Origin of the sequence: Methanothermobacter sp. KEPCO-1 (assembly GCF_008033705.1) — an archaeon.
Taxonomy (GTDB): Archaea; Methanobacteriota; Methanobacteria; order Methanobacteriales; family Methanothermobacteraceae; genus Methanothermobacter; species Methanothermobacter marburgensis.
Genome location: NZ_CP042937.1, coordinates 1692385 through 1706657, shown reverse-complemented (window position 1 = coordinate 1706657; position 14273 = coordinate 1692385). Strand labels below are relative to the sequence as shown.

The window sequence follows — 14273 nt, the reverse complement described above, 5'->3', positions numbered from 1 at the left end:
AATATTCAGAGGTGATAGTATGGCCAGGGTTACCCGTGAAATGGTTGAAAATTCAGGTATAGATGTGGATGAACTCGTTGAACTCCTTGTGAAGAACGCCGCGGCGGAACTCACAACCTTCTACTACTACACGATACTCAGGGCCAACCTGATAGGCCTTGATGGTGAGGGAATAAAGGAGATAGCGGAATCTGCAAGGATAGAGGACCGTAACCACTTTGAGGCACTTGTCCCAAGGATATACGAACTTGGAGGTGAACTCCCACAGGATATGAAGGAATTCCATGATATCTCAGGCTGCCCCCCGGCATACCTCCCTGAGAAGACCACTGACACCATGAAGATACTTGAGGTCCTTGTTGCCGCAGAGAGGTGCGCTGTGAGGCAGTACACCCACATATGCAATATAACGGCCGGTAAGGACCACAGAACCTATGACCTGGCACTCTCCATACTCCACGAGGAGATACAGCATGAGTCATGGTTCTCAGAGTTCCTGGGTGAGGGCCCATCAGGGCACTTCATGAGGCGCGGTGAAACATCACCCTTTGTGAGGAAATTCCTTGAATAGTCTTTCCCATGGTGCTGGGATGGCTGAGTTAACAACGGAGTATCCTGAAGAAAATGGGGCCAGAAGTGAAGCGGCTGGGTGGTGGAATGAGGGAGTTCACCCCTGATGATCTCAGAAAATTTGATGGAATTTCAGGTCCCGCATACGTTGCATGTGACGGGATTGTCTATGATGTATCAGAGAGTTTCCTATGGAGGGATGGCCGTCACCAGGTCATCCACAGGGCAGGAGGGGATCTCACCCATGAGCTGGAGAAAGCCCCCCATGGCAGGGAACTCCTTGAAAGGTTCCCTATGGTTGGTACCCTGAAGGTGAAATGAGGGCTTCAGATGGCAGACTTCAGGTGCACGGTATGCAATTACATCTTCCATGAGGAAAATGAGGGTGAATTCGACTCACTCCCAGTGGAATGGCGCTGCCCGGTATGCAACGCACCAAAGGACGCGTTTGTGAGGCTGGGTTCCAGATCCATGGGGACAGGGAGGACGGTCTCTGATGTTTTTATAGAACAGCTTGCAGCCTGGGGAGTCAGGTACGTCTTCGGGATCCCGGGTACATCAACACTGGGACTTGTTGATGCAATACGAAGGAACAGTGACGTGAGGTACATACAGGTGCGCCATGAGGCAGCAGCGGCATTTATGGCCTCTGCCTATGGCAAACTCACAGGAAACCCTGCGGTCTGCCTGGCAGTCGCTGGCCCCGGGGCATCGAACCTCATAACCGGACTCCTGGACGCGGCCCTTGACAGGGCGCCGGTTATAGCTGTGACAGGACAGGTTGAAACCTACAGGATCGGGACAGGTGCAAGTCAGGAGATAGACCAGCACAGCCTCTTCGAGTCCCTGACAGTGTACAACATGACCATCATAAGCCCTGATGAGACCCCGGAGATTGTGGGGGAGGCCCTGAAACACGCCATCATTGAGAGGGGTGTTTCACATATCGATGTCCCCAGGGACGTTCAGACAATGGAGTGCACTGCCGAAGTGAGGCCGCTGGCCGGTTCGATCGCCCCGGTATCGGTGACCGTTCCCAGACATCAGCTGAAGGATGCCGCATCCTTAATTGATTCTGCAGAGCGCCCCATAATAATCGCTGGTTTCGGGGCGCTTGAAGCTGCAGAAAGTGTTGTTGAACTTGCAGAGAGGATAGGGGCCGGGATTGTGACCACATTCCGGGGTAAGGGGGTTGTTGATAACCACCACCCCCTTTACCTGGGCTGTCACGGTAGTCTGGGGTCCACTGCGGCTGCAGAGGCTGTTAGAAAAGCTGATCTCCTTATTGTTATCGGATCATCCTTCTCTGACCTCACCCAGCTTCCCCCTGGGAGGATCCTGCAGATTGACATAGACCCCCTCATGATCGCAAGGCGCCACCCGGTTGAGATGGGCCTCGAGGGTAGATCATCACACACAGTACCTGAGCTTCTCTCCATGACCCGTGAGAGGAGGAGGGAGTCCTACAGGGCAGAGCTCAGGGAACTCAGGGCAAGGTGGCTGGATCTTCTTGAATCTGAAATCGACCCATCCTCAAGGCCCATAAGGCCACAGTACATAATGGCTGTCCTCAATGACCTCCTTGATCAGGGGGCAGTCATAGCACTTGACGTTGGTGAGAACGGCTGGTGGTTTGGAAGGAACTTCCAGATGAGGGGCACACAGAGGCTCATCTTCTCGGGGTACCTTGGTTCAATGGGCTTCGGGCTTCCGGCTGCGATTGCGGCGCAGCTGGAGTTCCCTGACAGGGAGGTTGCATGTATAACAGGGGATGGGGGTTTTTCCATGGTAATGGCTGAATTTCTCACCGCTGTGAAGTACCATCTCCCTGTGAGGGTCTTCATACTCAACAACAGGAGCCTCGGGATGATAATGCAGGAGCAGCTGGTTGAGGGTTTCCCCGCATGGCAGACCGAACTCCAGAACTGTGACTTCGCAGGGTTCGCTGAGAACTGCGGCGGCCGGGGAATCCGGGTCACCGAACCAGACAAACTGGAGGATGCTGTTTCAGATGCCCTTGGAACAGATGGACCTGTGGTCGTGGACATCGAAACCGACCCGAGGCGCTTCATCTGATTACATGGACCGCGGATGCCTTGAATTCAAGCCAGACCTCTGAGCCTGTGGTGATCCCCATATCATGGAGTGACCTTGCTGTCATGTGGACAGTGAGTGTCTCACCACCACACCTGACCTCAAGTTCCTGCAGGGTACCTGAATCACGTATCGCCTTCACTGTCCCCCGGAGCTGGTTCAGTGCACTTGACTCCACCCTCCCCCAGGATACAGTTATATCCTCGGGCCTCACGGTGGCTGAAACCACGCCCTCGGCCTCCTCTGATGAGTAGATACTCACGCCATCACATTCTATTATGGTTACACCGTCAGGGGTGACCCTGGCCCTCCCCCTGAGTATGTTCTCTGCACCGACAAACTCTGCAACGAACCTGCTCGCAGGCCTCCTGAACACCTCCGCGGGTTCACCCACCTGGAGGATCCTCCTGTTGAGTATGGCGATCCTGTCAGAGAGCTTCTGGCCCTGGATGAGGTCATGGGTTGTGAGTATCACCGTAACGTCAAGCTCAGATATGACCTCCTCCATCCTCCTTGTGGATACAGGGTCAAGGCTCGATGTTGCCTCATCCAGGAGCACAAGTTCAGGACGGTTTATGAGCACCTGGGCAAGTGCCAGGCGCTGCCTCTCACCACCAGATAGTTCATTTGTCTTCCTTGAGGCGTCCTCAAGGCCCACCAGTTCAAGGATCTCACGGACCTCCCGATCCTCTGGTTTCATTCCCCTCAAATGGGGGCCGTAGAGGATGCTCTCCCTTATGGTACCACGAAATACAGGGGTGTTCTGGAATACCATGCCCATCCTTCTCCTGACATCCACATCCCTCTTCTCAGCCACGTTCTCGCCCTGGAAGATTATTTCGCCACTGTCCGGCCTTTCCAGAAGGTTTATTATACGTAGGAGTGTGGATTTCCCTGCCCCTGTGGGCCCTATGATTCCAAGGGTCTCACCCTCTCTGACCTCAAGATTCACATCATCCAGGACCCTCACGTCCCCGTAGGTCTTTTCTATCCCGTGGAGTTCAAGCACGTTCATGACTATTTCTCCTGGAAGTGGTTCAGTACTGTGTTAACTGCAAGTGATATGATGAGGAGTATTATCCCCAGGGCTATTGAGAGTTCAAGGTTCCCCCTTGAGGTTTCCAGGGATATGGCGGTTGTTATGACCCTTGTGAAGCCCCTTATGTTTCCACCGAGCATTATGGCGGCCCCGACCTCTGAGATTGCCCTCCCGAATCCCAGGATGATGGCTGCCATGACAGCGTACCTTGCCTCCTCTAAAACCCTTAGCATAACCTGGAACTCGGTGGCGCCCAGGGATCTTGCAAGGTCCCTGAGCTCCGGTTTAACACTTCTGAGGGCTGTGATACTGAAGCCTGTGACCAGCGGGAGGATGAGTATGGTCTGGCCGAGTACCATACCTGCAGGTGTGAAGAGGAGGTTGAGCGGACCCAGGGGCCCTGAGCGTGAGATGAGGAGGAATACAAAGAGGCCCACAAGTACCGTGGGGATGCTGTAGAGGGTCTGTATGATGTTAAGGAGGGCCCTCTTTCCTCTGAAATCCCGCAGGTCAATCATCGCCGCCACTGGAACTGCAATTAGAGATGCCAGGACCGTGGATGAGACTGAAATCATGAGTGTCCTTGCTGTTATGTCAATGAGTTCAGGGTCAAGTGATGCCATGAGTTCAATGGCCCTTAAGAATCCAGTTACTATCTCGTTCAATTACCAGCATCTCCTGGAAAATTAAAATCAGTTAAAGAAAATTAAAATCAGTTAAAATTTGTTAAGTAAATATTAAGTATTCCTATTTTAGCTTTTTGGTTCATCCCCTCCAAAGAGGGCTGTGAAGAGTGGCTGGCCGTATTTATCCTTTCCGTAATCTGCTATGAGTTTCTGGCACTCATCGCTCAGGAGGAAGTCAACGAATTTCTCTGCAGCCACGCTGTTTACGCCCCTCACCTTCTGCGGGTTCACGGGTATTGCTGCATAGACATTCAGTAGCGCCTTATCCTGTGTGAGGTATGTCACAAGTGTGATGTTGCTTCTGTAGGCAAGGTATGTGCCTGAATCTGTGAGTGTGTAGGCGCCCTTCTGGTCTGCAACCCTGAGTGTGTCCCCCATTCCGCTCCCGGTTTCAATGTACCATGCTGATCCATTGACTGTTGCGTTGTAGTCTGTTACGTTTTTCCAGATCTTTATCTCCCTTGAATTGGTGCCTGAGTTGTCCCCCCTTGATACGAATTTCACAGAGGGGTTTCTGGCTGCTGCCTCAAGGATCCTCCTGAATGCGTCCTCTGCAGATTTAGCTTCACTGATATTCGCGGGGTCGTTCTCTGGCCCCACAATGTAGAAGTAGTTGTAGGCGAAGGGGTGTCTTTCTTTACCGTAACCCTCCTTTATGAACTCCTTCTCTCTGTTTTTATCGTGCACTATGACAAGGTCGGCGTCGCCCCTTTTTCCCCGCTCAAGGGCTATACCCGTACCACCTGAAACTATCTGCACATCGATGTCAGGGTATTTTTTCTCGAATGCTGCCTCCACACTCTCAAGGAGCCCTGTATCCTCAAGGCTTGTTGTTGTGGATATTCTGAGTATCTGCCTGTTTCCATTGTCTGATATCTCATAAATGGCTGCTCCTATAATCACTGCAATAAGAGCCACCATAGCAACGTATTTTTTCTCCATGCTTGGAACCTCCATTACAACAGATATACTGTATCGACATGCAATACATATACATATCGGTTTTATGGCGGAAGGATGTGTCGTGTCAGCTATATAAAAAGAAGAGTGGTTATCCTCAAAATCTTAAAATATCGTTAGATTTTCTCAAATAAATAAATGGAGTTGATTATTAAGGGCATAACCCTTATACTTCCTTTCAAATCCTCAGAAAAAGTAAAACAGACCCTAACCCTTATACTTCTTTTCAAATCTTCTCCAGGACCTTGCAATGTAGGGCTCGCACTTATCAAGCTCGGTTAAAAGGCACATCCTTATGGTATCGGTTTTGATATCCTCCTCGCCCTTTATCTTCTCTGTAACGGTCTGGTAGACCTTCTCAATGATCTCCCTCTTCTCCTCGGGACTGTAACCTGCATCAATGGCGGCCTTCTCAAGTGAGGCCCGTATCTTTGATGGGTCGTAGGCCTCCCTGGAACCCCTCCTCTTTATCACATTCATAATGATCACTCTGTATATTATGTTCATCTTTCAATAAATTTTTTTCCAGTTAAAAAAAGGAAGGACCTAATAAAGCTTATTCAGAACAGATTACATAAAAATACTGGTATTCAAAACACATGGTGCTTGAGTGACTCCCTGGAAAAGAATATCTGAAATGGATGTTTCTAGGCACTCGATGAACCTGAAACATCACCTCTGACCTCCTCATGGAGATCAAGAAGTTCATCATGGAGGTTAATAATGAATGAGTGCAGAGAGAATGGTTCATGGAAGAGGAAGCTGCTTACGGCAATGAGGATATTCCTTGTGGTTATGGGTTTGATAATAGTTGTCTTCGGGGCCGGGGGCACAAAGGTCTTCGGGCTCATGACGCTCCTTGCGGTGGCAGTGGTGTACCTCCCGGCCCTCAGACACCCGGATGGCCTCAGCGTCGTCCCGGTTGAGATAGAGATCCTCTTCCTCAGCGTGGTTGCACTGGAGTATATACTGGGCAATACATTTGGCCTCTACGGGCGCATAGCCTACTATGACAAGTTCATGCACTTCACAGTCCCCTTCATAGTGGCCCTCATCGGGATGATGCTCCTCTACACCGCCTATGTCTACGGGAAGATAAGGACCAGTCTCTTCATAATGGCTTTTCTCATAATATTCGTGACACTGGGTATAGGCGCCCTACTTGAACTGGTTGAGTACGGCTACGACCACCACCTCTACAGGCACATAGAGCACTTCCTCCCCACCGGCCCCACCCAGGGCTCACCCGTCATGGATCCGCTCACCGACACCATGATGGACCTCCTCACAGATCTCATAGGCGGTATCTTCGGGGCTGTGACAGGCATAATACTCATAAAAAGGGCTGAGGAGAAGAACTACTGCCTTGACTGGGTTGATGAAATCGCAAGGTTCGAGGGGATAGATGAAGAGAAGGACTAGATAGGCATCAGATCATCCCTCTAACTTAATAGTAAAACTAGATGGGCTTCAGTATGTCCCTGTTAAGCTCAAATGACGCTGCGAGGATGAATGCCATCATAACGGGGAGAAGACAGATCTTAACCACCTCAAACTCCATGAGGGGTATGAACTCCTTTATGAACCTCACGCCGATGATTATGGCGCCACTTACAAGTCCCATGGACACGAATCCCCAGACCCCAGACGCGAACCTTGTAAGCATGTAGTTCCTCACAGAAACCGCCGCTGCAAGGGTTATGAATATGAGGGCCGCGGCCTTTAGGAGAACCACTATCATGTCTCAGCCTCCAGTTTTCTGTTGGACCTCACTGAGGCATAGAGGAACATTGCCGCTGCAAGCATGATGAAGACCCACTCAATGGTCCTCATAAGGTCAAATGCCATTATCTCCCTCATAAAACCGAACACCGTGGATATAAAGAGCAGAAAAACCGCGATGGTCATGGGGATCCATCTACCATCATGAGCAGAGACCCTCACCATGTAAATGAGGCTCAGACCGGTTATAACTGTGGATATGAGCTGGGCCACCTGAAATTCACGTCCATAGGGGATCATCCTATCACCATGTACATATATGTCCCCTGGATAATTTAGTTCTTTCCATCACACGGTTCAGGAACTTCTCTCAGGAAAGGTTATCCTGGAAACCGCCCCTCCCTCATTGAAGGTTTCAAGTTCACCGTCAAGCTGACCAACAAGGGCCCTCACAAGGGTCATTCCCAGTGAATCCGATGAACCTGAACTGAAATCCTCTGGAACCCCCCGACCGGTGTCCCTGTAATTCAGGAGGTACACCCCATCCCTGAAGTTGAAGCTGATTATGATTCTCCCCTTTCCATCAGGGAAGGCGTACTTTACTGAATTTGTGACAAGTTCACTGACTATGAGGGCCAGAGGGACCGCCAGCTCAATATCGAGGCTCAGGTCATCCACTCTGATGTCTGATACGATACCTGAGGCCCCATAGGTTGAAAGGATCTCAGTTACAAGGCGTGAGAAGTAGTTACTCATGTTTATCTCTGAGAGGGTCTCTGAATGGTAGAGGTTCTCGTGTATCATGGCCATGGACTTTATACGGGTCTGGCTCTCCTCAAATATCCTGAGGTCCTCAGCGTCCCTTATGTAGGGCTTCTGCATGTTCAGGAGACTGGATATTATCTGCAGGTTATTCTTTACACGATGGTGTATCTCCCTTATAAGTGTCTCCCTCTCCCTGAGGGCTGATATCAGTGATTCCTCATAGCGCCTGGTCTCTGTAACATCCCTCACAAGCACAGCCCCGAGCCCTGGCATGATGCTGAATCTGAAGATTCTGACCACCCTCTCACCCCTTATGAGGAACTCATCATTCCCACGCGCCTCAAGGATCACCTCGGAGCATATCTCAGGCATCTTCCTTCCCAGAGCGTCATCCCTTCCGGCGGATGTTATCTCCTCAAGTGCCCGGTTCCAGTAGATTACAGTATCTGATTCATCGGTTATGGCGATACCATCTGATGTGTTATCGGCAACTCCCCTGAACCTCATCTCACTCTCACGGAGCCTCTCTGTGGCCCTCCTCTGGAGGCTTATATCGGTTGCAATGAATACGAACCCAATTGGCTCCCTGAAGCGCCCCCTTATGGGGGATGCTGTGAGGAGAACGTCAGTTGTCCTTCCGTCCGCTGAGATTATCCTGGTCTCCATTTCAGATGAACTGAAACCCGAGACCACCTCCCTGAGCATCTCCCTTTCAGACGGGTCAAAAAGATCCCGGAATTGTTTTCCCTTCAGGTCTTCGGGGCTGTAGGAGAGCTTCTCATGGACGCTCCTGCTGCAGCTTGTAACCCTCCCCTCAAGGTCCGTTATGATGAGGAAGTTGGGCATAACATCAGCTATGCTCCTTGCAGCGATGGCAGGTGAGAGCTCTGGAAAGTCGTACCTCCAGACCCCGTAGGCAATGAAAAGCAGGCCAATGGATAGCATGGTCTGGGTGAACTCCGGGAAGACCAGGCCCATAAGGTCCCTGAAAATGAAGTCAGTTGTGAAGCTCACAATCAGAGGCACGAAAAGACCCGTGAATATGTAGAGGGACTCCCTCTTCCTGTACCCTTCGGATCTCAGGTAGTCCCTGAGGGTGATGGCTGCCGCTGTCAGTGTCAGGGTAACGGTCCAGAGCGAAAAGAGTGCAAAGACAGCAGGGGGTTCCGGGAGGGCGTAAGTCCAGCCATAATATGTGAGGAGTGGACCGGAAATGAAGAGGTCAGTGAGGAGTCCCGTTAATATGAATATAAGTGCAGGTGCATAGATTACTGCAAGTGCCGGTTTACCCACCCTTCTTCCTGTGTATGTTAGGGCTGTGTGGAGGAGAATTGCAGGTATAATGGGCCAGAGGAGGCTCAGCCTTAGCCATATGATGGCATCCCCTGGTGTTGCCACTGTCCGGTAGACGAACTCGGTGAATGCCATGAATGATACAGCAACACCAAGGTTGGATACAAGCAGATTGAGGTTATTACGGGGGTTCCTGTAGTAGATGAATACCGATGTGTAGAATGCAATCACAGATGCAAGGAGGGATATGATTGAGTAGGGGTTCATATACGCCTCCATGCGAATCTAAATGGCGGTATGCTTGCATCAAACTGGTCTGATGGTATCATCCTCAACCACCACCTCACCCCTCCGGGCCATCTCCTCTATGACCTTTCTGATACCTGTGGCAGTCTTCCTGCTGGTATTTTTAAAGCCAAACATCCTTGAGACCCGTGTCACAACCTCATCAACCTCTGAGGTGGACCTGAGGGCTATTCTCACAGCCTCCTCAATCTCCATTGGGGATATGAGTGAGATGTCAACCCTGCCAGTCCTTCTCCTCACGGTGACCGGCATGGATTCTGTGAGGAGCAGAAAGTCACCGCTCCGCTTGATGTTGCCGTTGTTCTCTGCCATCTCAATTGCAGAGTTTATTATGCTCCTTACCCTTCGCCCTGCTCTTCTAAGTCCACATGACTCCCTTATACGCCTTATAACCTCTTCAATATGTACAGGACCCTCCATTGATACTATCTCACTCACAACAGATGATATCACAGGTGTTGGGTTTTTGTATAGGTCGTCGGGTTTTCTTAACTTATCGGTGCTGTACTCGACGTAACTGGCAACAGCCTCCCCCCTGGATTCATCGGGGAGCTCCAGTGGTTCTGCTGCATCCTGCTCTTCTATGGTTGACTCATCTAAATCCTCATCAACCTCAGGGGGTTCAGGGTCATCAACCTCTACCTGAACCCCCACCTCAGTCACATCATGCGCCTCCCTGGATTCCCTTGTTTTCTCGACTATCTCAGAGAGGCCATCTGCAACCTTCCTCTGTGTCTCATCCCTGTTCCGGTACCAGTCCGAGGACCAGAGGTGGATTATGTTCCAGCCCAGGTTCCTGAGGATCTCCTCCCTGAGCCTGTCACGGTCCCTTGCAACCTCCGCCCTGCTGTACATCTCACCATCGGTGAGGATCCCTGCAATGTACCTGCCAGGGTCATCGGGGTCCTTAACCGCGAAGTCAACCCTGAAACCGGCACACCCAACGCCCCTGTCAACCTCGAATCCCTGGTCAACCAGGAACTCGTATACAGAATCCTCAAAGAGGCCCTGTGAATTACTGGTGGAATCTGAGTCAAGCACACCTGTCTCAGCGTACCTGAGGAACCTCTTAAGTGCCCTGACACCGAAGGGGGTCCCTGGCCCTGTTTTAAGGTCCGATGCCCTGAAGTTGGTGAAAACCACGCACTTCTCACGGGCCCTGGTGATGAGGACGTTCAGCCTCCTCTCACCGCCCTCCTGGTTCAGCGGCCCGAAGTTAAGGGACATCCGCCCGTTCTCATCAAAGCCGTAGCCCACACTGATGAAGATAACGTCCCTCTCATCCCCCTGTATGGTTTCAAGGTTCTTTATGAAGAATGGCTCATCGGTCTCCTGGTTTATGAGCCGCTCAAGTTCAGGGTTCTCCCGAAGCCTCTCCTCAAGGGCCTCGAGGATGGCATTCATCTGGGCAACAGAGAACGTGCCCACACCAAGACTCCTTGATGTGCCGTACCTCATGAAGTGCTCCTCTATGGCCTCAACAACGGCGGCGGCCTCGAGGGGGTTAGATGAGGTCCTTCCGCGCTCATATACCGTGTCTGGAAGGTACCTGAGATGGAGTCCCAGTTCCTCATCCTCCCTTGAGGGTGAAGGGTACACCAGGAGCCTGTTGTCATAGAACTCCTGGTTTGACACCGCAATGAGGGACTCGTGACGGCTCCTGTAGTGCCACCTCAGCATCCTCACAGGGAAGCTCCTCTTGCAGAGGTGGAGTATGCTCTCAATGTCAGCCGCTGTGGCCACGTCCTCAGAGTCCTCCTCTGATGTGAGCATCTGGTCAAAGAAGCTGGTTGGTGGAAGCTGGTTGGTATCACCCATCACCACAGCGTTCCTGGCCCTTAGGAATGCCCCCAGGGCGTCCTCCGGTTTAACCTGTGATGCCTCGTCGAATATCACCACATCAAACTGGAGTTCACTGCTCCTCGGGTCAAGGTACTGTGCAATGGAGAGGGGGCTCATCATGAAACAGGGCTTTATCCTCTTTATAACGCCACCTGCAAGTTTAAGAAGCTTTCTGAGGGGCATATGCCCCCTCTTACGTGTGAACTCACCGCTGAGGATGCTCTCCTCAGAGTCCGGAGCAGCCCCGCCAAATACCGTGGGCATGTTGCGCGTGAGCTGATATATGAGCCTCTTCCTGTTGAGCTCAATTATTCTGGAGTCAAGCTCCCTGAACTCCCTTATCCTGGCCTCATGGAGGTCACCAATGAAGGTGTAAAGGGCGGGTATCTCCCTGAAGGCCCTCTCAAGGAGTGCATCTGCAAGGTTACCCTCCATTGCCGGCTTTATATCCTCCATGCTGATTATCCCGGACTCTATGAGTGGTATGAATGCTGCGCCGCGGGTCTTCATGCAGAGCCTCTTCTTCTCAAGGTACTGGGACCAGAGGGGGAGGAGGTTGAGGGCCTCCCTCCAGGCCTTAACCCTTGACCGCCAGCCGCGGAACGGGACCTCCTCTGGTGCTGAGTTGAATATGACATGGGCATGGGTGTTTATCCTTGTCTGGAGCTTTGAAAGTTTATCCTCAAGTTCACTGTGGATTTCGAGGATTTCATGGAATTCAGAGAGAAGCTTATCACCGTCAAGGCCATCAGAGATGCACTCCAGTGTCCTCTCTGATATGAGACCATCACTGTGGAGGTCCCTGAACCTCACTATCCACTCTGCGGTGGCCCTCAGGTCCTGGATGGATGGGTTTTCCGGGTTCCACATTGAACCGAAGAACCTCTCGGCCACCCCACTGTACCTTTCAAGTTCCCCCCTCAGGCTCATGACATCAATCAGGTTCTCAAGGTCCTCCACGATCTCATAGTCATTCTCAGGGGCCCTTCCAACGTAGAGGGCTTCTATCTCATTCCTTACCTTTCTGTATCTGCCGCTCAGGAATTTTATCCTGCTGGATGACTCCTTGAGGTACTCCCTGAGGAGTGCCTCCAGATCCACGCTGTGGACAGATTCATGGAACCTGTCGAGTATCTCCCTCCTGCGGGTGTATGCCTCGAGTTTATCAAGGAGGGTGAAGGCGTCGGCCCTGTAGCGGTCCCAGATCTCTGATTCAAGGACGCCAAGGTCGAAGGGGCGTGACTCTGCAACCACAGAGACCACCTCCCCGAGCCTCTCAAGGTCTCCTGTATTCTTAACTGGGCTGAAGCCGTACCTCTCCTGGAATTCCCTGAGTGCTGCCATCAGTTTATCGGTAACCTTCATCACCGACTCCAGGAGGACCTCCAGTTCCCTCACATCGGAGGGTAGCATCATCCCGGGGTCGGTGCCTGACCACGGGTTCTCATGGAGGGGTGGGAGGAGTTCTGCGAGTTTTGCAAGGTTTCTCAGTTCCACCAGGGCCTCGTCCCACTCATCGGGGGTTATGGTCTCAGGTGAGGGTATCCTGACGAATGGCAGCTCACCATTGAAGTACCTCTCTGAGCTCTCCTTCATCCCGAATAACTGGAAGGGTGAGAGCTGTATGCTGTACAGTGGCTCATGGAGGGCCCTCCTGTACTCGTTGAGCTCATCGCGCAGTTTCTCAACCCTCCTGAATTCCCTCTCGGCGTCTGGCCTCTCTGCCTCTGCCTCCATGAGGGTTGACTCCAGTTCATTGAGGACGTCCTTCTTCCTGGCCTTGTGGGAGTGGAGTTCAAGGCAGAACCTCCCGAGGCCTATGGAGTCAAGCCTGCTCTTCACAACCTCGAGGGCCGCCATCTTCTCACTCACAAAGAGTACCGTCTTTCCTGCGGCCATGAGCTCGGCTATCAGGTTCACTATGGTCTGGGACTTCCCTGTCCCTGGTGGCCCCTCAACCACAAGGTTCTTACCCGCCTTTACATCCTCTATAACCGCGATCTGGGATGAGTCGGCGTCAACCACGTGGTAGAGGTCCTCGTAGGGGATGCTGTCTATGTCCACCTCCCCGTCGTCCTCATCGATTTCAATGGAGAATAGGGCCTTAAGGAGGGGGCGTTCAACTATCTCATCCCAGTTTGAGTAGGATGCCGGGTCAAGGTCCATGTACATGAGGAACTTGGTGAATGAGAAGAAACCCAGCTGGACCTCATCGGTGACCCCCCAGCCATCCATGGATTTCACTGCATCCTCAACCTTCCTGAGGTACTCTGAGATCCCTGAAGGACTCTGGGGCATCCTGAACTCGGGTAATTCGATTCCCTCCTCCCTGAGCCTGGCCTGGAGTGACATGTTGGTTATGATCTCGCTGCCATCCCAGCGGAGTGAGAATGATGAGCCCGCCCTTCGCCTCTCAAGGACCACCGGGACGAGAACCAGGGGGGCCCTCCTGATGTCAGGTTCATCTGCGGCCATCCACTCAAGGAAACCCAGGGCGAGGTAGAGTATGTTGTAGCCCTGCTCCTGGATCATCGTCCTGGCCCTCTGGTTGATGTAGAAGAGCCTCCTCTGGAGTTCAGATTCTGTGAGGTCGGTCAGTAGGATGTTCTCATCATCGGGTCTAATGTCCTCCAGGTCATCACCGGGGTCAAGCTCCCCTTCACCTTCAGGGTCTTCCAGCTCGTTAACGGTATCCACTTCACCTTCGGGGTCCTCCATGTCATTAACGGGGTCAGTCTCCTCTTCAGGTTCCCTCCTGGGGGCCAGTTTCATCTTACCCCCATTGAGGACAAGGTAGGTGTATATGTATTCAGGGTCGTGGTTCACAACCTCAACCGTCCTTGACCTTGGCCTGAAGTTCAGGAGCTGGTTTCGCATTGTGAGGTCAAGGAGTTTCTCCCTAAGGTTCTCAAATTCCCTCTCGATGATCTTCCTCGCAGATTTATCCATTCAGATTCTCCCTCAACAGTTATATCCTGCACTGAAGGCAGCAGCCC

12 protein-coding genes are annotated in these 14273 nt (G+C 52.0%); 4 read left to right on the top strand and 8 right to left on the bottom strand.

From position 1 onward, the window contains the following. Positions 1–19 precede the first annotated feature (19 nt). The 3 genes from dps to FVF72_RS09085 all read left to right on the top strand — a co-directional run bounded on the left by dps (position 20) and on the right by FVF72_RS09085 (position 2646). Positions 20–571 (top strand): DNA protection during starvation protein, encoded by a 552-nt coding sequence (gene dps / locus FVF72_RS09095; RefSeq protein WP_013295686.1) that lies wholly within the window; start codon positions 20–22, stop codon positions 569–571. Between the two features lie 65 nt (positions 572–636). Further along, on the top strand, positions 637–891 hold the full coding sequence (locus FVF72_RS09090) for a cytochrome b5 domain-containing protein (RefSeq protein ID WP_255503727.1): 255 nt from the start codon (positions 637–639) through the stop codon (positions 889–891). A gap of 9 nt (positions 892–900) precedes the next feature. Continuing rightward, positions 901–2646: a thiamine pyrophosphate-dependent enzyme gene (locus FVF72_RS09085; protein ID WP_147671942.1), complete on the top strand. Its 1746-nt coding sequence runs from the start codon at positions 901–903 to the stop codon at positions 2644–2646. Here FVF72_RS09085 and FVF72_RS09080 read toward each other — a convergent pair. From FVF72_RS09080 to FVF72_RS09065, 4 genes are all read right to left on the bottom strand, one after another. Next, positions 2639–3679, bottom strand: a complete 1041-nt coding sequence (locus FVF72_RS09080; RefSeq protein WP_147671941.1) for an ABC transporter ATP-binding protein — start codon at positions 3677–3679, stop codon at positions 2639–2641. The two genes, FVF72_RS09085 and FVF72_RS09080, sit on opposite strands and share 8 nt — an antisense overlap. A gap of 2 nt (positions 3680–3681) precedes the next feature. Next, on the bottom strand, positions 3682–4368 hold the full coding sequence (locus tag FVF72_RS09075) for an ABC transporter permease (RefSeq protein ID WP_147671940.1): 687 nt from the start codon (positions 4366–4368) through the stop codon (positions 3682–3684). An 87-nt stretch (positions 4369–4455) separates the two neighbouring features. Beyond that, on the bottom strand, positions 4456–5331 hold the full coding sequence (locus tag FVF72_RS09070) for an extracellular solute-binding protein (protein ID WP_147671939.1): 876 nt from the start codon (positions 5329–5331) through the stop codon (positions 4456–4458). 225 nt (positions 5332–5556) lie between these two features. Beyond that, positions 5557–5829 (bottom strand): ATP cone domain-containing protein, encoded by a 273-nt coding sequence (locus tag FVF72_RS09065; RefSeq protein ID WP_187239637.1) that lies wholly within the window; start codon positions 5827–5829, stop codon positions 5557–5559. A 243-nt stretch (positions 5830–6072) separates the two neighbouring features. On the opposite strand from FVF72_RS09065, the gene FVF72_RS09060 reads away from it, so the two are divergent. Then, positions 6073–6771 (top strand): hypothetical protein, encoded by a 699-nt coding sequence (locus FVF72_RS09060; RefSeq protein ID WP_147671938.1) that lies wholly within the window; start codon positions 6073–6075, stop codon positions 6769–6771. Between the two features lie 37 nt (positions 6772–6808). Here the strand turns inward: FVF72_RS09060 and FVF72_RS09055 are convergent, their stop codons facing one another. Genes FVF72_RS09055 through FVF72_RS09040 form a run of 4 tightly spaced genes read right to left on the bottom strand, consistent with a single transcriptional unit; the run spans position 6809 to position 14226 of the window. Then, on the bottom strand, positions 6809–7090 hold the full coding sequence (locus FVF72_RS09055) for a hypothetical protein (RefSeq protein WP_147671937.1): 282 nt from the start codon (positions 7088–7090) through the stop codon (positions 6809–6811). Further along, positions 7087–7371, bottom strand: coding sequence for a hypothetical protein (locus tag FVF72_RS09050; RefSeq protein ID WP_147671936.1), 285 nt, complete (start codon positions 7369–7371; stop codon positions 7087–7089). The genes FVF72_RS09055 and FVF72_RS09050 overlap by 4 nt, the downstream gene beginning before the upstream one ends. Before the next feature lie 57 nt (positions 7372–7428). Then, positions 7429–9408, bottom strand: coding sequence for a histidine kinase dimerization/phosphoacceptor domain -containing protein (locus tag FVF72_RS09045; RefSeq protein ID WP_147671935.1), 1980 nt, complete (start codon positions 9406–9408; stop codon positions 7429–7431). A 27-nt stretch (positions 9409–9435) separates the two neighbouring features. Beyond that, entirely contained in the window at positions 9436–14226 is a 4791-nt protein-coding gene (locus tag FVF72_RS09040; protein ID WP_147671934.1) for a DUF3320 domain-containing protein, read from the bottom strand. Positions 14227–14273 lie beyond the last annotated feature (47 nt).